The sequence below is a fragment of the Nocardia sp. NPDC050435 genome, assembly GCF_040655395.1.
In the GTDB taxonomy this organism is placed as follows: domain Bacteria; phylum Actinomycetota; class Actinomycetes; order Mycobacteriales; family Mycobacteriaceae; genus Nocardia.
In genome coordinates, this window is the sequence record NZ_JBFAJW010000001.1 from 361,060 (window position 1) to 380,226 (window position 19,167).

Genomic DNA, 19,167 nt, shown 5'->3' on the forward strand with positions numbered 1-19,167 from the left:
CGTGCGTCGCAGGCGTCGGGACCCTGATGGCTCTGACCTTTGCCTGCCCATGGGATCCGCGTCACGCCACCTTCGCCGGGCCGCTGATCTGGTGCATGTGGCCCTTGGTCCCGGCGTCGATAGCGATAGTGCTGGGCCGCGGGGGCAAGGCTCGTGCCGCGCCCTTCATCGCCGGTGCCGCCGTTGTCCTGACAATCTTCCAGGGGGCGTCGATGCTGATGTTCGCCCTGGCGATGCGGGACTTCTCGAATTTCGGCTGATTCCGTTTCGGTCAGCCGGGCGGGCGCGGCATCAGGCCGTGATTCAAGACGCCGTTCTCGCGCGCCCGGCGGCGCAGTGGGCCCGAAAAGGCGAGTAGCCGACCACTCATGCCACTTCGCTACCAATCGCGAAGAATTCGACGGGTCACATTCGAACCGCCCACCACTGCGAGGAGGACCCGATGACTACCACCACCACCGGTCCGGCGCCCGGACTGACGCTGGAGGAGATGCGCACAGCCGCCCCCATCCCGGCCACGGAACCGATCCCGCCCGATATGGCAGCGCTGATCGAACCGGACAGCGGAATCTATATCCGGTCGGACTACACCCCCAAGACAGCGTTCCAGGTCGGTGATTCGCCGGGGCCAACCGCCGATTGGCGAGTCCTCGAATCCGACGGTCAGATCAGGTCCACCATTCCAGGACGCGAACAGACCGAACTCGAAATCGACCCCGAAACGGCATCGCCGAGCCACGACACCCACCTCCGCGGGTACCGCCCGCCATGGGTCGAGCAGCGATACCTCCCCGATCTCGCGCCGTATCCGGTCTCGGCCCGCCGATCCGGCCTCGCCGAGGATCGAATCTTCCTGGAGGCCTTCGCCGCCGAGGCGGAGCGGTTCCCGTACCCCTGGCGCACGATCGGCAAGGTCTACACCCCGACGGCAGGCGGAAGCGGGGTCCTGGTCGGCCCGAATCTCGTCCTGACAGCCGGACACGTCATGCCGTGGGATCAGCCGAATTGGTGGGTGCAATTCATCCCCGCGTATCGATACGGCGATCCGAACCCGACCCCCTTCGGCTCCTCCTACGTCTCCGAATTCCGCGGCTACCGGCCACAGGGCGGCGAGGTCTTCGGCTACGACTACGCCCTGTGCCGGCTGTACCAGCCGCTCGGCAACGCACTCGGCTGGATGGGCACGCGCAGCGCGGGCGACAGCGACATCGAGAGCCGCAACTACACCTCATCCGGGTACCCGGACACCTTCGGTGGCCGCCCCGCGGTCAATTTCGCACTCGGCATCCGCGATATCGACAACGACGACCCCGGCCGGGAATACGAAACAGTCCACCACGTCTCGGACGGATGGTCGGGCGGCCCGCTCTGGTACTTCGCGGGCGCCGACCCCTACGCCATCGGCGTCACGAGCGGAAGCGAGAAGGACGGGTTGGATCCGCGACGCGACGTCTACGCGGGCTATCGGGCGATGACCGATCTCGTCCGCTTCGGGCTGGACAACTGGCGACCCTAGGCTCTGTTCGATCTGTCATGTACCTGTCGGTGCTCGAAGCTACGGTGCCCGTGTGGGTTTCAGAACAATGGATGCCACCGAGTTCGGCCGGCTACTGGTGGATCCGGATCCGGCGCTACGGCGACAAGCCCGGGCGGTGATGGATCACGATGACAGGGACGATCTATTCGGTCATGCGTGGGCCGCTGTGCGAGTTCTGCGAGAGGAGGAGCACGCCTACGCCTGGCCCGACGCCCTCGCGGCCCTACGAACACTGCGCTACCCCTGGAATCATTTCGAGATGTTCGTGGACAAGTTCGCGTGGGCCGATGACAGCGGATTCCGGGATCGACTCGCCGAGTTTCTGGGTGTGCCCGCCGGGGTCAGGTTTCCCGAATTCCCGCCCGCCGCCGAGCCCGAGCCGGGTATCCCTCATTGGGGTTGGAAACCCGAAGGCGCGGACCCGCGACGATGCCGCCACGTGGCCGCGCTGGTCGCACTGCTGGACAGTTCGGCGGAATGGGTTCGCGAGGCAGCCTTCGCGACTCTCGCCACGGGAGGTCTCGGGCTTGTCGGTGTGTTGCGCGAGGTGCGCAATCGTCCCTCACGAGCTCGCGGTGCGGCAGTGGGGATATTGGCTGAATTCGGCTGGCATCTACTCGATCCGGCTGATCTGGCGTTGGTGCACCGGCTGATCCGGATGAAGCAGGCCACCGAAACACCTGTACCGGTCGTGTTGTACCAAGGGTGGTACGCCTTGCCCACGACCGATCAGGCAGCGGTGCTGGACGCGTTCGGACTGTGCGATCCGATACCGGCCACTTTGCGAATGGGGTTCGCCGCGTGGCGCAACCTCTCACACGAATCGGACCCGGGTAGACGGCCGTTCAACTTGTTCAGAGACCTCTACCGCTACGACGACGGCTGGGGCAGCAGCCCTTACCACTATCCGGAGGCGTTTGTAAGCCCGGCATTGGACGGTTGGACACTGGTGGTCGCTGATTGGCCTCCCGGCGACGACCCCGGTAGCCGTTGTGCCGAGTTGAGCCGCCGGTTCGGGGCCGCGCATTTCTACGAACAGGGTTACGGTGATCCGTTTTTCTTCGCGAGCGAGTGGTGCGTTGCGGAGAACGGCGAAATCCGTATGTATTGTTTTGTCAGCGATGACGAGGGCGTAATCGAGGACGGTGTGGTCGATTACCGTCAGCCCGGCGAGCTCGGGCCGATCCCGACTCGCGAAGCCGTACGCGCCTGGCTGGAGGCAAACGACCACGGCCGCGGCCACCGCACACCACCTCCGCGCACTCTCGTCCCGCAAGACGTGAATGCTTTGCGCCGCCGTTTCGGCCGAGATCCCCTCCCCGAGGACAAGATTTCGGTCACCATCGAGGAACCCTGCGCCGAATGGGACATCGGTGTGGAGGGCGCCGCACCCCGCTTGTCGGTCCTGCCCCAGACCCTGGGCCCGCACACCGATGTCGTCGGCACGGGAGTGCTGGCGGTACCGATCGCCGCCAGGAACCGTGTTCGCATGGGCTCCATGTTGATCTAGCCGATGCCGGATCGAGCAGACCCGCACTCCGGCGGCCGAGGACCGTATGCGAGACCTGTAGGCGGCGCCTGTGAACGATCCGAATCGAGCTGGCCGGTGCTGAACGGCAGTCGTGGTGACCCGAAGCGGCATTGCCGTGCGTCTGGCACGAGCGGAGCGGGGTCTGCCGATGGCGAGCAGCTGGCCGAGACTGATGGGCTCGCAACGTAATTCGTGCACAATGGTCACATGTTCGAACGTTTCACCGACCAAGCCCGCGCGACGGTGGTTCGTGCCCAGGAAGAGGCTCGTAGCCGCGGGCACGAGCACATCGGCACCGAACACCTGCTGCTCGGCCTTTTCAGCGACGAGCACGGTGTAGGGATGCGGGCACTGCGATCGCTGGACATCGAACCGGAGACGATTCGTGCCGAGGTCGAGGTGGATGTCGGCCGCGGGGAGCGGAAAGCGTCATCGGGGCACATCCCGTTCACGGCGGGCGCGAAGCAGGCACTGGAGCTTTCCCTGCGGGAGGCGATGGCCCTGGGCCACGGCTACATCGGCACCGAACACATCCTGCTCGCCCTGCTCCGCGAGGCCGAGGATGTGGCAGCCCGAGTGCTGCTGCGCAAGGGCGCCGACCTGCCGACCATGCGCAACCGCATCAGAACCATCGCCGGCGAGGAGGGCCCCACCCCGGCGCCGCGCGACCCATTCGACTCCACCGGGAAGGCCCGGGCGGTCATTTCTTCCCTCGCGCAGGAGAACGCGCTGTTGCGCCGGGAGATCGACCGGCTCCGCGAGTTCATCACCGAGCGACTCGATACTGAACCGCCCGCCGCAGCGGGGTGACCGCAGTGCCACGGAGGCGGTGAACTCGACTCGCGCCGTTGACCTTTCGCAGCAGCGCCTGATTCGCGGCGCTCTCGGCGTCGTGCACCTCAGCGTTGCCCGCCTCGACTCTCGGACCCTCTGCTACAGCTTCGGTAATGGGTCGTCCGCGCCCGGATATCGACCATTCTCCAATCGGAACATATAGGCCCGGAGATCGCCTTCGAGGTCGGTGTCCAGATAGGCGAGGAAGTCCCTGACACCTTCGGCCGCATCGGCATCCTCGGCGCCAGCGCCTTCCTTGGTGTAGACAGCGCTTATCAGCGGTTGGACCCGGACGAGGAAATTCCGATGATGCACGCGAGGAGGTCGCCGAAGCTCGACGGGTTGGGGTTGGCCGGGTCGCAGAATCCGCCGATGGTGTCGGCGGATGCGTTCGGATCCGTGGGTACCGCTGGGACCTGCGCGGAAGCGGTGCTCGCCCCGGCTGCGATTGCCGCGGCGACAAGGGCGGTCGCGGCGCTTGCTCGAATGGTGGTGGAAATCCTGCGCTGCATGTCGGCTTCCAATCGTCGCGGTCGGTGATAGGCGAACAACGACCCCACTGTAATTCGCACGGCCGAGTACTATGCGCGAGAACGTATCTCGCTCGACCGGAGGCGCACCGCGCGTGTCATCGTTGATTCCCGGTTTCGTCGCGTGGCCGATCACCGTCTGGATCGCGGCCGTCGCGGTGGGCCGCTTCCTGCTCTGCCGTGACACGGTCCTGGATCGAATCATCACCCAGCTCTTCGCCTGGGGTGCGGCGGCCATGCTGCTCTTCCGGTTCGCGTCCGCACCGAACTCCTCCGGGCCGGTGCTGGAGTTGGCGCTGGGCTGCGTCGCGCTGACGACGGCTCATATCTACGCCCTCGCCTGCATCCGCCGCAGTGGCTACGACCCGGCTGTGCTGCTGCGGCGGCTGTGGTTGAGTGGCGGCGTCGCCCTGATCTCGGCGGTCGCGCTTGTAATCGCGGGTGCGGGGGCGCGCAGCGACGGACTACCGCTCGATATGGGTCGGACGGGAGATGGGCTCGTCATCTCTATCGCGGTCACGCCGATCGCGTTCTACACGGTGGTCTGGTTGCGAATGCTTCTGCGCGAGTTCAGAATCGCCGATCTCACCGCGGCGGAGGCGGTCGCGGGCGTGGGCATAATGGTGAGTGTTGCATTCGCGCTGGGCATTCAACTTCTGTCCGGGCTGCAACTGGCCACCGGCTGGCCGCCTCTCGGACCGCAGCTGCCGCGGGCCGAGTTGGCGTTCACGGTGTGCATCACGCTCAGCGGCGTCGTGCCCGCGTTCCCGGTTGCGAGGGCGTTGGTCCGGGCTGTGCGGCTGGACTCCGCCGGACGGGCCTGTCGCCGCCTGGACCCGCTGTGGCGGGACCTCACGGCCGCGGTCCCCGAGATAGTGATGCACCCGGCGCCGGACGCCGATCCGGCCACGCGGGCCTTCCGGATGGCCGTCGAAATACGGGATGCGCTGATACATCTCACGCCCTACATGCCCGCCGAGAACGCGCACAGTGTCGAGGACTACGCGCACCGCATCACGTGCGCGACCCGAGCCCGGGCGGCGGGACTCGCCCCGGCCTACGAAATGACGCCGCAGCGGGCCATTCTCGGCAGCAGCGACTTCGATACCGATGTCCGGCAGTTGCTCGACCTGGCGCGCGCATGGAGGTCGCGGCGTCCGGAAGTGCCCGCCACGGCGGTCTAGGGGGCTTTCAGTGTCGCAGGTCCTGTTTGGGTGAGTGACCGAACTCCCGGGCATAGAACTCGGCGAAACGACCCTGGTGCCCGAATCCCCAGCGGGCCGCGACCCGGGCGACGGTGAGCCCGTCGCTGGGGGTGGCGGCGAGGAGGTCTTGGCGGGCTCGGTGCAACCGCAGGTGACGCAGGTATTCCAACGGCGTGCGCTGGTACTTGTTGCGGAAGGCGTGCTGCAGAGCGCGCACACTCGTGCCCGCGTGCGCGGCGAGCTCGGTGACGGTGATCGGCTGAGCGGGGTTGCTGTGCAGGTAGTCCACCGCCCGTCCCAGCGCCGAGGCGCCCACGGCTCCGGGGCCGGATTGCAGATGCTGGTCCATGGTGGTGTTGGGGAAGACCACCAGGGCCGCCGCCGCGAGGCTGCGGGTCAGATTGGTCACCACGAGTTCGGTCAGGACCGGGGAGTCGGTGCCGGCGAGTTCGTGATGAACCAGATCGAACAGCCGGCACCAGAAGCGGCGGCGCTGCGAATTCAAGGGGGTGAGGGCAGTGAAACGGAAAGCGGCGGAGTCGATTCCGGATTGTGCGATACCGTCGGCGAGCGCGTCGAAGGCGAGGTTGAGCAGATTCACGTCGTGGCTGTCGCAGTCGGTGCGGATCGGTGCGCCGGCTGGGCACACCATCAACGTTCCGCGCTGCTGTCGCAGGTCGTAGTCGCCCAGGCGTATCCGCCCGCGTCCGCGCAGGGTCTGTTCGAAATAGAGGGTGTCGGGCCGGGCCTCGAGGTGGCAGCTGTAGCCGAGCGTGCTGCGAATCCGAGAGGCGCTGATCTGCCCGCACATCGTGGCCTCGAGGCGGACTCGCCCGCCGGGCGGGGCTTTCCGGAAGCGGATCCGGCTCTGGACGTAGTTCTGGGCAACGAACGCCGCCGCCTCCTCGGGGTCGCGCGAATTCAATTGCGCCCGCTGTAACTCGACGAGTCGGTGGCCTGGCATGGATCTCCTGCTGCGTGCGCGCTGTGGTTCGACCATCCCGCCGCTGAGGTCTGTTCGTCGTCGGCGGGACGGTCGGTGGCGGGTTCGGCTCGAGGAAGTGTCTCGCACTCGCGGCGGTGGCGAGGTGGTTTAGTCGACTACTCGCGTCAGCTTCCCGTCGATGTGGTGCAGGTCCACGGGTCTTCCCTCGGCATCATTCTTCGCCGCGGTCCCGCTGAACGTCACGGCGGTAACGCGGGTGCCGTGGTCGCATTCCGGTGAGCTCATCCTGCTGTACACGCGGACTTCGGCGTGCTGCGTCGAGGTGACGAACGAGCGAGACTTGCGTCGCAACTCCGACGTGTCGGCCATCGCCGCGGGATTGTCCGGCGATATCGCCGTCGTCATCCTTCCGTCGGCGAGTGTCACCGTCACCAGGACGGGGCCCATCGACGCGGGCTTGCCCCTCGTATCCGGGCGGTACCCGGCCTCGACGGTTCCCGTGTAGACCGCCGTGCCGTCGGCGTCGACCCAGTCCGGCATAGTGAGCCCGCATTCCGGATGCGCGGACAGCAACCCGACCGGCCCCATCCGCTCGCCGTGCGAGGCGATCAGCGGCCCGACCGCGGTCACGGCCACGACCAGCGTGACAGCGATCCAGAGCGGATAACTGCGGCTGGGCCACCTGCGCACGAAAACCGCCGCGAGCGCGGCGGCACACGCGACAGCGGTGCAGATCAGGCTCACGTCGATGTAGCCGGGCAGGTCAGGCCGACGGTCGGTGAGAAACCTCAGAGTAGCGACGAGTTGGGTGTACAGACCCAGCGTCAGCCCGGCACCGACGAGCACCCAGGAGTCGACCCGGTTCCGCACCACCCGGACGCCGACGAAGAGCAAGCCCGGAGCAAGCACGGCGAACAACGGTCCGTACACGTAGAACAACGCGACGAACTGGTCGTTCGTATCCAGCACGTACGCCGTATCCGGCGCCGGCGTCGACCACAGTCCGAGCGCCATCGCGACCCACCCCGCGACCAGAAACGCGTAGCCGACCAGTTCGACGATGCGCGGGGGCCCCCAGCCTGCGGCGGTCGTCGTTATCTGGTCGCGGCCGCGACGCGCCTTGCGCCGCTGCACATCTGACATGGCCGGAAACGATACCGCCCGGCAGGGCGGTGGACGAGGCTCAGAACCCGAGGTCAGCGTGACGCGGCCGGATCTCAGGCCGCACCCGCTAGCTTCTGCCTGTCCGGAGCCGAGCGTCCCGAAGTTCCTCGGGGGACGGCACGCCGAGGCGGTTCATCTCGGCGACGCACACTCGGACTGCCGCATCGGCGTCGTAGGTGAGCTCGGGTTTCACCCGCTGATCCGCATTGACGGTGAACCATCCATCGCCAACCGACCGCACCCATGGCCCGGGCACCCTGTACTCGTCAGCGGTCGGACGAAACGACATCCAGGACAGCGACGTGAACGGGTACATCCGCCGCAACCGCGGCACTTCCATTGCAGCCTCGACGAACTCGCCCAAGCCGTACATGTCGTATGCGCGGCGCCACTGCCACGCGAACTCGATCCGGTCGCCGCTCTCGTATGCGTCGGCGATGCCGATGAAGTCGGCGAAGGGCCACGCGCTGGCCAACTCTCGCGCGGTGGCGCCGTCGAGCCAGACCGCAGCGGATCCGGTGACCTCTGCCAGATCCGTCGTAGCGAGATAGCTCAGATACCGGACCGCAGCTTATGTCGCACGCGGAAAAGGCGTTGCTGCACAAGCGGTATGACGTACACGGCGCGGTCGTGCTTGCTGACCGTGGCCGCGAAGCCGCCGGAAGCACCTAGGGCAGCTCTCATCTTGATATCGCAGTCGGGACACGCGGCCCGAAGAACAGCCTCGAGGCCACCTGCGTCGGCGAGGTCCTGGTACAGCGATTCCCCCATGCCGTCCAGGCTACGCGTGGCCGCCCCCATCGATGCCAAAACAATCCGCAGTCAGGTTGTGGTCGGCCCGGCGAACTGCTGGCGAAATACACTCCGCTACTGCGCAACTCGGCGCACGACCGCGACCAGGCCTCGGATTGCATGCCACGGAGAAGACCAATAACATCCATAAATCTAAATGTTTCGATGAATGAATGGTTGGCATGGACATCTTGATCGTGGGCGCCGGGGCGCTCGGACAGGTCTACGGAGCCGAATTGGCGCGTGGCGCAGCGACTATCAGCTACCTGGTCAAGCCCCGCCAGGAACGCGAGGTGCGCGGGGGAGTGTCCGTGACGAGGCTGCGCCGAATGCGAAGCCCTGCCACCGCATCGGTGAAACCGGCACGCGTCTATACCGATCCGGCCGCGGTCGCCGACACCGACTGGCACAGCGTCTGGCTGATGGTCGACTCGACAGCATTGACCGGCCCATGGTTGCGGTCTTTGGGTGGGTCCGTAGGTGACAGCACCATCGTCGCCCTCGATCAGAACCTCGCCGACCGGCCCGTGCTGGCGGCCGTCTGGCCCGAAAGTCAGCTGGTCGCACTGAGTGTCGCGGACCTGGCCTGGTCCGCCCCGCTCGGCACCGAGCGCCCTGAGCGCATCACCTACTATCGCCCGCCGGGTGGAGCCGCGATGCTGGCCGGTCGCCCGGATCGGGTCGCGCCCCTGCGGGCCGTGTTGCGGGATTCGGGCGTGCGGACCCGAACCGGTCGCCACGGCACCGGCGCCGCCTACGCGGCGCTGACCGTGCCGTTCATGGCGGCCCTGGAAATCGCGAACTGGTCCTTCAACGCACTGCGCGCCGACACCACCCTCGCGTCACAGGCGGCGTTCGAGGCCCTTACCGCCGTGGCGGCCGAGCGCGGGCTCTCCGCCCCGCCGGATCCTCGGGCGCTCGACCGGCGGATGCGGGTAATGATGCGGGTACTGCCTATGCTGACTCCCTTCGACCTGGAGGAGTTCATGCGGGTACACGGCACCAAAATCGGCTCCCAGACACGGTCGATGCTGAGCGCCTGGGCCGAACTCGGTGAACGACGCATGCTGCCGGTGTCGCACCTGCGCGCACTCGCCGAGGCGATGCCGCCCGCACCGCCCAAGCCCGCTCACCGACAGAATAGGTGAGTGCCGAAACACGACATCCCCGCACTCTTCCGAGCGGCCCGGCCGTTGCTTGCAGCGCTCGGCGACGAGCGACGCCAGGAAATCGTCCAGCGGCTGATCGAGGCGGGCGGGGTACTCACCGTGGGCGAAATCGCCAACGCCATCGAACTTTCCCAGCCTGCCGTGTCACATCACCTGAAGATTCTGCGTGACGCGGGCGTGCTGGGCGTGCAGCGTGTGGGCACCACCCGACGCTACAACCTGGAGATCGGCTCGGGCACACTCGAGCCCCTGGTCGATATGGTGCGCGGCATCACCGAATGCCTGGCGGAACAGGGCGGAGACTGACGCGGCGGCCCAGGCGCACCGCGCGGTCCGTCTCGTTAGGCTGACGGGCGTGCTGTTAGGTCGGGCGAGCGAGCAAGCCGAGATCGATGAACTGCTGGCCGAGGCGAGCACGGGAATCAGCCGCTCGCTGGTGCTCCGCGGCGAGGCCGGTATCGGGAAGTCGGCGCTGGTGGAGTACGCGGCCACGGCGCCGGGAATGCGTGTGATGCGCGGAGTCGGCGTCGAATCCGAGGCCGAGTTGGCTTTCGGAGCCCTGCACCTGTTGCTGTATCCGTATCTGGATCGGCTCGACGGACTTCCGGCACCACAGGCGGCCGCACTGCGCGCGGCGTTCGGACAGATCGACGCCCCGGAGGCCAACCGGTTTCTCGTCGGCGCGGCGACCCTGACGCTGCTGGCCGAATTGGCGGCCGAAACCCCGACGCTGGTCCTGATCGATGACGCCCAGTGGCTGGACCGCAGCTCGTCGGACGCCCTGTTGTTCGCTGCCCGCCGATTCCACGCCGATCCCATCGCGGTGGTGCTAGCGGTCCGGGAGACAGTGCCGCCGTTCACCACACCCGGCATCCGGACACTGCGGCTGGACGGTTTGCCGCTCTCGGCCGCGATCGAACTACTCGAGGCGCGCGCGCCGGGCCTCACCGTGCCGGGACGCGATCGGGTGCTGGCCGAATCCGCCGGAAATCCGCTGGCACTCATCGAATTGGGGACGGCACGGCGCGGCGCCGAGCGGGCCGGCCACGCCGATCCCGTGCACGAAGTCGGACCGCTGCCGGTGGCGCGGCGGGTGCAGGACAGTTTTCGCGCGCAGATCGCCGATCTACCCGCGGGCACCCGCACGCTGCTGCTGATCGCGGCGGCCGATACCGGGGCGGGGGTCGCCACGATTCTGCGCGTGGCCGGCGCGTTCGATCTCACGGCCGCCGATCTCGAAGCCGCCGAGAACGCGGACCTCGTCACCATGTCCAGCGACGACCTGATGTTCCGGCACCCGCTGATTCGCGCCGCCGCGTATCAGCAGGCGACCCACCATCAGCGGATCGCGGTGCATCAGCGCTTCGCCCACGCCCTGAGCAGGCCCGAGGAAGCCGACCGGCGAGCCTGGCACCTGGCCGCCGCGACCACCGACCCGGATGAGCGGGTTGCCGCGGAGCTGGAGAAGACGGCCCGGCGGGCCCAGCATCGCGGCGGGGCGATGGCAGTCTCGGCGGCCTACGATCGCGCCGGGCGGCTCAGCGTCGACCCCGCGCCGCGAGCCCGGCGTCTGCTGCTGGCCGCCCGCGCCGCCTACGACGCGGGCCGGACGGATCGCGCGACCCGGCTCGCCGCCGAAGCCGCCGCGCTCACCGGCGACACCGGAATAGCCGCCGACGCAACGCATATCAGGGCGCAGATCGAGTACGAACGAACCTCGTCGGCGGCCGACGCCGACCTCGCGCTGACCGCCGCGGACCTGGTCGTCGAGAGCGACCCCGTCCGAGCGGTATTCATCCTGGCCGAGGCCATGTGCTGCGCGCGCGACGCCGGGCGACGAGATCTGCTCGAACAGGGGATGCGCCAGCTGAAATCACTGCGCCTACCGGCCGATTCGCCCTTGCTGCCGCATGTCGCCGGACAGATCGCCTGGGCGGATTTTCTCGCCGGGCGGCCGGAAACCGCGGTCGAGGCCATGACCGCGCAGCTGAGCGCGGCACGCTCGGGCACGGCGGACTATCTGCACGAGGTCGCCGCGGCCTTCAGCGGCCTGATGCTCGCCGACGACGCCGGCACCGCCGCCGTCATCGGCCCGGCGATCGATCGGGCGCGCGCCGCGGGGGCGGTCCAGTTGATTCCCTACGCCCTGGAATGCCAAGCCCTCGCCCAGCTGCTCAGCGGAAAGTTCCTGGAGGCGGAAACATCGGTGGCGGAGGCTGTTTCGCTCGGCACCGAACTCGGCATGGTGACCGAGGTGGTGGCGCTGCAGGCCATATCCGTGTGGCTGGCGGCGGTCGCCGGGGACGAACATCGGTCCCGCGAGCTCGCCGCCGAGATCGGCGCACTGCTCATCGAGCGCCATCCGACTCACGCGGCGCTGCTCTCCTGGGGGCTCGCGGTCGGCGAATTGTCCGCAGGGCGGTTCGAGGCCGCCCTGGACCTGCTCGACGGCGTGTGCACCGGGCCCGCCGCACACGACTTTCTGATCAGGGCGGTCCCCGACCACGTGGAGGCCGCCCTGCGGGGCGGGGTTGCCGAACGCGCTGCGGCCCACCTCGACGCATTCGAGCACTGGACGCGGCACTGCGGAAGTCCGTTGGGCAAGGCGCTATTTCATCGCTGCTCTGCCCTGCTGACTACCGGCGACGAACCCGCCGAGCAGCACTTTCTCGCCGCCCTGCGCCTGCACGCCGCACACGACGGCGCCTACGATCGAGCCCGGACCCAGCTGGTGTTCGGCGAATGGTTGCGCCGGCGCAGGCGCCGCGCCGAGGCCCGCGAGCAGTTGCTCGCGGCTACGGCGACTTTCGATCGGGTCGGCGCGCGAAGGTGGGCGGAACGGGCCCGCGTAGAGCTCTCGGCACTCGGCAAGCCGCCGGTCGAACACCGCGGTGACCCGATGAAACTGCTTACCGCGCAGGAGATTCAGGTGGTCCGGCTCGCGGCAGCCGGGCACAGCAACAAGGAGATCGGTGCCCGGCTCTTTCTGAGCCCGCGCACGGTCGGGCACCACCTCTACAAGGCTTATCCCAAACTCGGTGTCAAACGGCGCGTCGAGCTCGCGCAGCTCGATCTGTGAGCCGTCCGATGACCTATCCGGGCGCCGGAGCCTGAGTGGATTACCGGTAATCCGACCGATGCGCCCGCCGCGACGGCCGCAATAACTTCGCTCCTGTAGGGCCAACCGATAGGAGAGAAAAATGTTGCTTGCAGACAAGAACGCCGTGATCTACGGCGCCGGTGGGGCTATCGGCTCCGCGATGGCAGCAGGCTTTGCCGCCGAGGGCGCGAACTGCTTCCTCGTCGGCCGCACCGCCGCCACCCTCGATGCCGTCGCCGCGCGGATTCGCGACCAGGGTGGTCGCGCCGAAACCGCCGTCGTCGACGTGCTCGAGGCCGGCGCGGTCGCAGACCACGCCGACGCGATCGTCGAAAGAGCCGGCAGCCTGGACATTTCGGTGAACGTGATCTCCCAGACATCCCTCTTCGAGCCGCTCGCCGACATTTCGGTCACCGATTTCGCCCAGGCGATCAGCACCTTGGTCACCTCGCAATTGCTGACCACCCAGGCCGCCGCTCGGCACATGATCGCCCAGAAGTCCGGCGCGATTCTGTTCTTCGGTGGGTCCGACCCCACCTCCCGCACACCCGGCCTCGGCAATGTCCAGATCGGTTGCGACGCCGTGGAAGGGCTGCGCCGGCAGTGGGCGTGCGAACTCGGCCCGCACGGCGTGCGCGTGGTGTCCCTGCTGACCGGCGGTATCCCGGAGTCGTTCCCGGACATCCCGGAGACCGAAGCCGCGCGCCAGAGCATTCACGACGCCACGCTGCTCGGCCGCGCCGCGTCCCTGGCCGACGTCGGATATGTGGCCGCCTTCGCCGCCTCCGACCGGGGCCGCTCCCTGACCGCGACCCAGGTCAACATCTCCTGCGGAGCGATCGGCGACTGACCCCGCCGCGACAACCACCCGATCCGAGGAGAAGCGATGGACAACGAAGTCACCCGATACATCAACAAGGGCCTGCCGTGGCAAGTCGAGGTCTGCGAGCGCCTGCGGTCCATGATCACCGCCACGGTGCCCGGGGCGGAAGAGCAATTGCTCTACGGTAAGCCGCATTTCTCGAAGAACGGACAGCACGCCGCGGTGATCAACGTGGCGAAGAGCAAGGTGTCGTTCATGGTGTTCAACGCCGCGGGCATCGCACCGGTGCCCGGAGTGCTGCGCTCGATGGGCAATGGTGAACGCAAGACCGCCGACATCCTGGAAGGGCAGGACACCGACTACGAACAGCTGGCTCGCATTCTCGCTGAAACCAGCAAGACGCTGTAGGCGGGACCGTCCCAGGACGGAGTACGGCATTTCGCCGAGTGCCTGGCCGGAGTCGAAAACCGAGCAGGGAAACGGCATCCGGCCTCGTGCGATTCGCAGGGGGCACGCCGGCACCGCTGATTCGGATGCTTGGATGCGGTGATCGAGCGGCTACACCGGGAGGCCGTAGGGATTCCGTAAGGACCGGAGAGATCATCGGTGGCGGGATGCACAGTGGATTCACGCCGCTTCGGCGCCGGAATGGCCGGCCCGCGACGGGGGCTGGACGCTACCCGTCGACGCGGGCTGGTGCATGAAGGAGTGAGTACGTGCTGCGATCTTTTCTGGTGAGATACCGCAGAGTCGGGCCCGGACTGATCCTGGCATTCGCGCTCGCAATTTTCTGTATCGGCGAGTTCGAGGGAACGTGGGCGTTCAGCGCGGTGGGACTCGGCACGCTCGCGGCCCTGGTGGCCTGTCTGGGCTGGGACCTGTGGCTGGACCCCTGAAGCGCGGTCCGGGCCTGCAAGAGCCTGCTCGAGATGGCGCCGTGAAATCAGCGGGACAACCGTCCAAGGTTCTACCTTGTCCGCGGCCGCGCACGCCGTACCGCATCGGCCACCCGCAAGCTACACGTTCATTCCGAGCCACTGACCGTCGACTTCGAGACAGAGGTGAGCCGAGCCTGCAACGCCCGGAGAGTCAGCGCCGAGACGCTGCCCGTTCTCGCAGTACCGAGCCAACGAGATGAGGAAGGCGCCGAAGAGGAAGAAGACCCTCCAGAAGTACAAAATTCGGACGGTTCTCACGCTCGGGTCGACGCCGACAAAAGTTGTCTGCCAGCGGTTTTCAAGGTTGACGACGCCCGGGGCGATGCCTTAGCCTTGTACATCAACCGGGCATTCCTGTGTCCGTGATCCACCCCAGCTGATGCCAGCTGGGGTTTTTTTGTGCGCATTTGCCCCATGCCCCCGCCTTTGGCGGGGGCTGCGTCTTCAGGAGAACAACATCATGAACAGTGTCGACATGATCGACCTCGGGCGAACCGGCCAGTGGGTGGTGCTGCTGTTGCAGCTGCCCGCGCTGGCATTCATCGTCTCCGCTCTGGTGGTCGCCGTGATCGCGATCCGGAGAGCTCCGGCCAGCGACGCGCTGGAAGTGCTCAGCGTCTTCATCCACGGAATGAGGCGCCGGCCCGGTCCCACAGCCGGTACTACGGCGATCACATCGCAAACCGCCGGCGCGGCGGACAATGGCGTAGGGAACGGCGACGGGCAGGAGCAGCGGTGAGGCAACGACGGTACCGAGATCCCGTCGGGGACAAGGTGTGGCGCGACGCCCGTGAGTTCGAGTTCAAAGAATTGGTACTGCGCATCGCCATCGAACGAAGCGATATGCACAGCCGGGCGTTCCTCGAGCAACTCGCAGGAGGAGTCGGAGGATCGTGCTCCTCCGCGATCTCTTCGATGCTTCTGCTCATGGGAGAAAACCAGGACAATCCGGTATCGGGGCCCGGCGGTGCGGAGCCGGACCCCTGGATGACAATGATGGCCGAGAGGATCGTCGCCGCGGTGCGCGGGCGCGCAGTCGAGAAGGATTTGCTGGCGTGGCTCTACGACGGTGAAAAGCCGGCCGGCCCACGGTGTGAGGTCTGCTCGAAGCGACTGCCCGACAAGACCGGGCAGCGTGGCCGGCCCCGCAAGTACTGCGGGGACCGCTGCAGGCATGCTGGATCGCGGGCGGCGCGCGAGCGGATCGCGGCAGCGGAACTGAAAGTAGAAGTCGAGGCTCGGCTGAAAGAGAAAGTGTGTCCGAAGGGGGACTTGAACCCCCACGCCCGATAAAGGGCACTAGCACCTCAAGCTAGCGCGTCTGCCATTCCGCCACCCGGACCGGTGATGTGTCGAGTTGTCGCACAGACATGTTCAAGATCATCTGCGCTTGGGAACTATAGACAATGATGGTGGCGGAACGCCAATCGCCTGGTGGTCGGACACGCCGGGGGAGCGGCGCGCGGGGGAGAAGCCTAGTGGCGCAACGATTTACGAGATCATCGGGAAATCGGGCGAGACACTGGGAGCATGTACGAATACAGCCTCGACTGGCAGTACGCCGCCGACCCCACCGCTTACCGGGCGCCGCAGCCGTGCGGGTACCTGATCGCACTGGCATTGAACGCCGACACCAAGCTTCACCCCGACGTCGTCACGGCGATGACGTTCGATGGGAAGGCGTCATACCCGGGCCTCGGCGCCGCGTACGACCCGGTCCGGAAAGTCGTCCAGAGTTGCGGGCTGATCGAGAGCCTGCATTGGAGTGGAGGCCCGAGTGAGCCGATCCACCTGACGTTCTTCACCAGCCGCCAGAACGCCCAGGTGCTCCAGGCTGGGATTCCGCTGCGCACCGACGAGGTGTCGGAGTTCAAGTTCTGGGTGGCCGACTACGTCGGACCGGGCGGATGGTTCGAGAGCGCCTATCCGATGGGCACCTGGCCCAGCGGAACCGGCGGCGCACTGCGGGGCACGCTGAGCAAGAGCGGCACGAGCTGGGCGATCGACGTCCAGTCCGCGGGCACTCGCATGCGCGGCGCCAAGGTGGAGATGTTCGCCTGCTCGATGAGCATCGATCCGGGCTCGGACGGCATCTACACCCTGTTCCGCGCCACCTCGGCCGCCGACAAGCGCGTCCTGCCGTGGGGGATCAAGGTCACGAAGTAGCGGTGACGTGCACGCGGGCCGCGCCGATCCGGGCGATCCGCGCGCTGCCCCACGCGCCGAGCGGTTCCAGCGCGGCATTGAGCGCCGACCCCAGCTCGGTGAGCTCGTATTCGACGCGCGGCGGGATCTCCGGGAAGACCTCGCGCGAGACGACGCCGTCCTCTTCGAGCTCGCGCAGGTGCTGGATGAGCATTTTCTCCGACACCCCGGGCAGCCCGCGGCGCAGCTCACCGAACCGCCGTGCCCCGTGCTCCTCTAGCTCCCAGAGAATGAGCGGTTTCCATTTGCCGCCGAGTACGTCCATGGCCGCGTCGATCCCGCAGAAATATGGTCCGGATCTCTTCGCGCTCATGCCTGCACCCTCGCTACCTGTTCACACTCGCATTGGTAAGTACCTGACTAAATAGTAGGTACTTGTCCGATCAACGGCTGTCCCGCACGGTTGATTCCAGCGCGCTGACCACAAGTTTCCAGCATCGAAGGAGTTGACCCGCAATGGCGGAGCAGACGACAGTGACGATTCTCGGTCTCGGCGCGATGGGCCGGGCGCTGGCCGCGGCGCTCGTGCAAGGCGGACATCCGACGACGGTGTGGAATCGTTCCGCGGGCAAGGACGCCGAACTGGTCGCCGCCGGCGCCACCGGCACGACCTCGATCGCCGACGCGGTCCAGGCCGCTGACGTGGTGGTGGCTGTGCTGCTCGACCACGCCTCGGTGCACGAGACCTTGGACCCGGTCGCCGAGCAGTTGCGCGGCCGGCAGCTGATCAACCTGACCAGCACCGCGCCCGAGGAGGCCAGGGAGCTCGCCCGCTGGGCGGCCGGCCACGGCATCGAATACCTCGACGGCGGGATCATGGCTGTCCCGCACATGATCGGGCAACCGGGATCATCCGTTCTCTACAGCGGTTCTCGGACCGTATTCGACGCCAATCGGACCGCACTCGAATTATTCGGCACCGCAGAGTATTTCGGTGACGACGCGGGCTTGGCCTCGCTCTACGACTTCGCCCTCCTGGCCAACATGTACACGATGTTCACCGGGTTCATGCACGGCGCGGCCATGGTCGCCTCGGCCGGACAATCGGTCGCGACGTTCTCGCACCGGGCCGCGGCCTGGCTGGGGGCCATGATTCACGGGCTGCCCGAATACGGGCGGATGATCGAGTCGGGGGACTACACGACCGACGTGCAGCACCTGGCGTTCCAGAAGGCTGCGCTGGACGCGATCGTGCGCGCCAGTCGCGACGCCGGTGTGGCGCTCGACGTCGTCGCGCCGATCAAGAACCTGATCGATCGGCAGGTCGCGGATGGGCACGGTGCGCTGGCCTTCGAGCGGACCTTCGAGGAACTGCGCTGAACCAGCTGTGGCCGCGCGGGGTTCCGCGCGGCCACAGCCGGTCTGACTTGTAGCTTCAACCCTAGCTGTGTCTGATGTGAAGGATGTGCAGCTCCGAGTCTGCTGATACCGGCCGCTGAGGCCCTGAATTCCCAGGTCAGGGCCCGCTCGGCGAGGCGATTTGGTCCCAGCCGACGCATCCGATAACCTTGCTGAGCACACCGGTCCGGGTGGCGGAATGGCAGACGCGCTAGCTTGAGGTGCTAGTGCCCTTTATCGGGCGTGGGGGTTCAAGTCCCCCTCCGGACACCGAAATAGCCGAAATCCATTGTATGGCAATGGATTTCGGCTTTTGTTCTTGTTGCGGCTCCATCTGGCCCGAACACCCGCACCAGCCGATCCTCCAGTCTTCGTCTCGGTGTTCCGGTTGGGCCTTGTACCTCGGGCTCTCGAGGTGCCTGTCATAATTGACCTCAGTACACGACGACCTGACCTGGGCGGGGCAGCCTGAAGCCGTGACCGCCCGGGGTTCGGCAGCCGAGGGCCATGTAATGGCCATCGCCGCAGACGATTTGGGTTCCCAGGAGAGGCGGATTCGGTGTACAGCCCTGTCCCGGGCATCCGTTCGGCGCGAGCACCGGAGGTGGGTTGCCACCTGGGAGGGTGAACGGTGTCCCCGGCAGCGAGGCAGCGCGCATCGGCCCGTCCGCCACGTCCTGGATGATCTGCTGCCCCGGTACCGGTAGCGTCAGATCGTCCGCGCTGCCCGACGGCAGGAACCCGGGGCGCTGCATCACCACCATCCCGCTCGGCAGGTCGCATCCCAGCACGCCACCATCGGCAACCGCGCAGTTCAATCCCTGATAGTTGAAATAGACCGTGTCCTGAGCCTGCGCCGGCCCGCCCCACATGACCGCCGCGACCGTAGCCGCCAGACCGACCGCCCCCACTGCTGATCGCCTCATATCCCACCTCCGTTTGATCGTTCAATGGACTCGAGTCAGGCTAACCAGCCAGCGGCCGATTCGTACCGGAGTTGAGCGCCGGAAGCGGACGATGTGGCCTGCGGCCACATCGTCGCGGTCGAGCAATTC

At 67.0% G+C, this 19,167-nt stretch carries 22 protein-coding genes and 2 tRNA genes; 16 read left to right on the forward strand and 8 right to left on the reverse strand.

Annotation, left to right across the window (positions count from 1 at the left end):
- The first annotated feature begins 26 nt into the window (after nucleotides 1-26).
- The 4 genes from AB0I43_RS01785 (at nucleotide 27) to AB0I43_RS01800 (ending at nucleotide 3,878) form a co-directional block, all read left to right on the forward strand.
- A complete protein-coding gene (locus AB0I43_RS01785; protein WP_356972487.1) occupies nucleotides 27-260 on the forward strand; it encodes a hypothetical protein in 234 nt (77 codons plus the stop codon).
- 182 nt (nucleotides 261-442) lie between these two features.
- Nucleotides 443-1,516, forward strand: coding sequence for a trypsin-like serine protease (locus AB0I43_RS01790; protein WP_356972488.1), 1,074 nt, complete (start codon nucleotides 443-445; stop codon nucleotides 1,514-1,516).
- Nucleotides 1,517-1,583: 67 nt separating this feature from the next.
- Entirely contained in the window at nucleotides 1,584-3,047 is a 1,464-nt protein-coding gene (locus tag AB0I43_RS01795) for a hypothetical protein (protein ID WP_356972489.1), read from the forward strand.
- Nucleotides 3,048-3,275: 228 nt separating this feature from the next.
- A complete protein-coding gene (locus AB0I43_RS01800) occupies nucleotides 3,276-3,878 on the forward strand; it encodes a Clp protease N-terminal domain-containing protein (RefSeq protein ID WP_356972490.1) in 603 nt (200 codons plus the stop codon).
- A gap of 299 nt (nucleotides 3,879-4,177) precedes the next feature.
- Here AB0I43_RS01800 and AB0I43_RS01805 read toward each other — a convergent pair whose 3' ends face one another.
- The gene (locus tag AB0I43_RS01805) at nucleotides 4,178-4,453 is read right to left on the reverse strand and encodes a hypothetical protein (protein ID WP_356972491.1); all 276 of its coding nucleotides are present in this window, start codon (nucleotides 4,451-4,453) and stop codon (nucleotides 4,178-4,180) included.
- A 74-nt stretch (nucleotides 4,454-4,527) separates the two neighbouring features.
- Here AB0I43_RS01805 and AB0I43_RS01810 point away from each other — a divergent pair, with 74 nt between their 5' ends.
- On the forward strand, nucleotides 4,528-5,616 hold the full coding sequence (locus AB0I43_RS01810) for an MAB_1171c family putative transporter (RefSeq protein WP_356972492.1): 1,089 nt from the start codon (nucleotides 4,528-4,530) through the stop codon (nucleotides 5,614-5,616).
- A gap of 7 nt (nucleotides 5,617-5,623) precedes the next feature.
- Here AB0I43_RS01810 and AB0I43_RS01815 read toward each other — a convergent pair whose 3' ends face one another.
- From AB0I43_RS01815 to AB0I43_RS01830, 4 genes are all read right to left on the reverse strand, one after another.
- Nucleotides 5,624-6,601 (reverse strand): AraC family transcriptional regulator, encoded by a 978-nt coding sequence (locus AB0I43_RS01815; RefSeq protein ID WP_356972494.1) that lies wholly within the window; start codon nucleotides 6,599-6,601, stop codon nucleotides 5,624-5,626.
- 129 nt (nucleotides 6,602-6,730) lie between these two features.
- Nucleotides 6,731-7,726: a hypothetical protein gene (locus AB0I43_RS01820; protein ID WP_357430980.1), complete on the reverse strand. Its 996-nt coding sequence runs from the start codon at nucleotides 7,724-7,726 to the stop codon at nucleotides 6,731-6,733.
- A gap of 88 nt (nucleotides 7,727-7,814) precedes the next feature.
- The gene (locus AB0I43_RS01825) at nucleotides 7,815-8,222 is read right to left on the reverse strand and encodes a DUF6193 family natural product biosynthesis protein (RefSeq protein WP_356972496.1); all 408 of its coding nucleotides are present in this window, start codon (nucleotides 8,220-8,222) and stop codon (nucleotides 7,815-7,817) included.
- Between the two features lie 77 nt (nucleotides 8,223-8,299).
- Nucleotides 8,300-8,518, reverse strand: a complete 219-nt coding sequence (locus tag AB0I43_RS01830; RefSeq protein WP_356972497.1) for a hypothetical protein — start codon at nucleotides 8,516-8,518, stop codon at nucleotides 8,300-8,302.
- 203 nt (nucleotides 8,519-8,721) lie between these two features.
- Between AB0I43_RS01830 and AB0I43_RS01835 the strand changes: the two genes are divergently transcribed.
- The 8 genes from AB0I43_RS01835 to AB0I43_RS01870 all read left to right on the forward strand — a co-directional run bounded on the left by AB0I43_RS01835 (nucleotide 8,722) and on the right by AB0I43_RS01870 (nucleotide 15,862).
- Nucleotides 8,722-9,687, forward strand: a complete 966-nt coding sequence (locus AB0I43_RS01835; protein ID WP_357430982.1) for a 2-dehydropantoate 2-reductase N-terminal domain-containing protein — start codon at nucleotides 8,722-8,724, stop codon at nucleotides 9,685-9,687.
- Nucleotides 9,688-10,014 carry a metalloregulator ArsR/SmtB family transcription factor gene (locus AB0I43_RS01840; RefSeq protein ID WP_356972500.1) on the forward strand — a complete coding sequence of 109 codons (327 nt, stop codon included), beginning with the start codon at nucleotides 9,688-9,690 and terminating at the stop codon, nucleotides 10,012-10,014. It begins immediately after the preceding gene.
- A 49-nt stretch (nucleotides 10,015-10,063) separates the two neighbouring features.
- Nucleotides 10,064-12,787: an AAA family ATPase gene (locus AB0I43_RS01845; protein ID WP_356972501.1), complete on the forward strand. Its 2,724-nt coding sequence runs from the start codon at nucleotides 10,064-10,066 to the stop codon at nucleotides 12,785-12,787.
- A 121-nt stretch (nucleotides 12,788-12,908) separates the two neighbouring features.
- Nucleotides 12,909-13,658, forward strand: a complete 750-nt coding sequence (locus tag AB0I43_RS01850; protein WP_356972502.1) for an SDR family oxidoreductase — start codon at nucleotides 12,909-12,911, stop codon at nucleotides 13,656-13,658.
- Between the two features lie 36 nt (nucleotides 13,659-13,694).
- Nucleotides 13,695-14,039 (forward strand): DUF1801 domain-containing protein, encoded by a 345-nt coding sequence (locus AB0I43_RS01855; RefSeq protein WP_356972504.1) that lies wholly within the window; start codon nucleotides 13,695-13,697, stop codon nucleotides 14,037-14,039.
- Between the two features lie 326 nt (nucleotides 14,040-14,365).
- The gene (locus AB0I43_RS01860; RefSeq protein WP_356972506.1) at nucleotides 14,366-14,527 is read left to right on the forward strand and encodes a hypothetical protein; all 162 of its coding nucleotides are present in this window, start codon (nucleotides 14,366-14,368) and stop codon (nucleotides 14,525-14,527) included.
- A gap of 502 nt (nucleotides 14,528-15,029) precedes the next feature.
- Nucleotides 15,030-15,308: a hypothetical protein gene (locus AB0I43_RS01865; protein ID WP_356972508.1), complete on the forward strand. Its 279-nt coding sequence runs from the start codon at nucleotides 15,030-15,032 to the stop codon at nucleotides 15,306-15,308.
- Nucleotides 15,305-15,862: a hypothetical protein gene (locus AB0I43_RS01870; RefSeq protein ID WP_356972510.1), complete on the forward strand. Its 558-nt coding sequence runs from the start codon at nucleotides 15,305-15,307 to the stop codon at nucleotides 15,860-15,862. The genes AB0I43_RS01865 and AB0I43_RS01870 overlap by 4 nt, the downstream gene beginning before the upstream one ends.
- On the opposite strand, the gene AB0I43_RS01875 is transcribed toward AB0I43_RS01870, so the two are convergent.
- Nucleotides 15,827-15,911 (reverse strand) — tRNA-Leu (locus tag AB0I43_RS01875). The genes AB0I43_RS01870 and AB0I43_RS01875 overlap by 36 nt on opposite strands.
- A 188-nt stretch (nucleotides 15,912-16,099) precedes the next feature.
- On the opposite strand from AB0I43_RS01875, the gene AB0I43_RS01880 reads away from it, so the two are divergent.
- On the forward strand, nucleotides 16,100-16,735 hold the full coding sequence (locus tag AB0I43_RS01880; protein ID WP_356972512.1) for a hypothetical protein: 636 nt from the start codon (nucleotides 16,100-16,102) through the stop codon (nucleotides 16,733-16,735).
- Here AB0I43_RS01880 and AB0I43_RS01885 read toward each other — a convergent pair.
- On the reverse strand, nucleotides 16,725-17,087 hold the full coding sequence (locus AB0I43_RS01885) for a helix-turn-helix domain-containing protein (RefSeq protein WP_356972514.1): 363 nt from the start codon (nucleotides 17,085-17,087) through the stop codon (nucleotides 16,725-16,727). The genes AB0I43_RS01880 and AB0I43_RS01885 overlap by 11 nt on opposite strands.
- A gap of 143 nt (nucleotides 17,088-17,230) precedes the next feature.
- Between AB0I43_RS01885 and AB0I43_RS01890 the strand changes: the two genes are divergently transcribed.
- Together AB0I43_RS01890 and AB0I43_RS01895 are read left to right on the forward strand one after the other, a co-directional pair.
- Nucleotides 17,231-18,094 (forward strand): NAD(P)-binding domain-containing protein, encoded by an 864-nt coding sequence (locus tag AB0I43_RS01890; RefSeq protein ID WP_356972516.1) that lies wholly within the window; start codon nucleotides 17,231-17,233, stop codon nucleotides 18,092-18,094.
- Between the two features lie 203 nt (nucleotides 18,095-18,297).
- Nucleotides 18,298-18,382, forward strand: a tRNA-Leu gene (locus tag AB0I43_RS01895).
- 164 nt (nucleotides 18,383-18,546) lie between these two features.
- Here the strand turns inward: AB0I43_RS01895 and AB0I43_RS01900 are convergent.
- Nucleotides 18,547-19,038, reverse strand: coding sequence for a hypothetical protein (locus tag AB0I43_RS01900; protein ID WP_356972518.1), 492 nt, complete (start codon nucleotides 19,036-19,038; stop codon nucleotides 18,547-18,549).
- Nucleotides 19,039-19,167 lie beyond the last annotated feature (129 nt).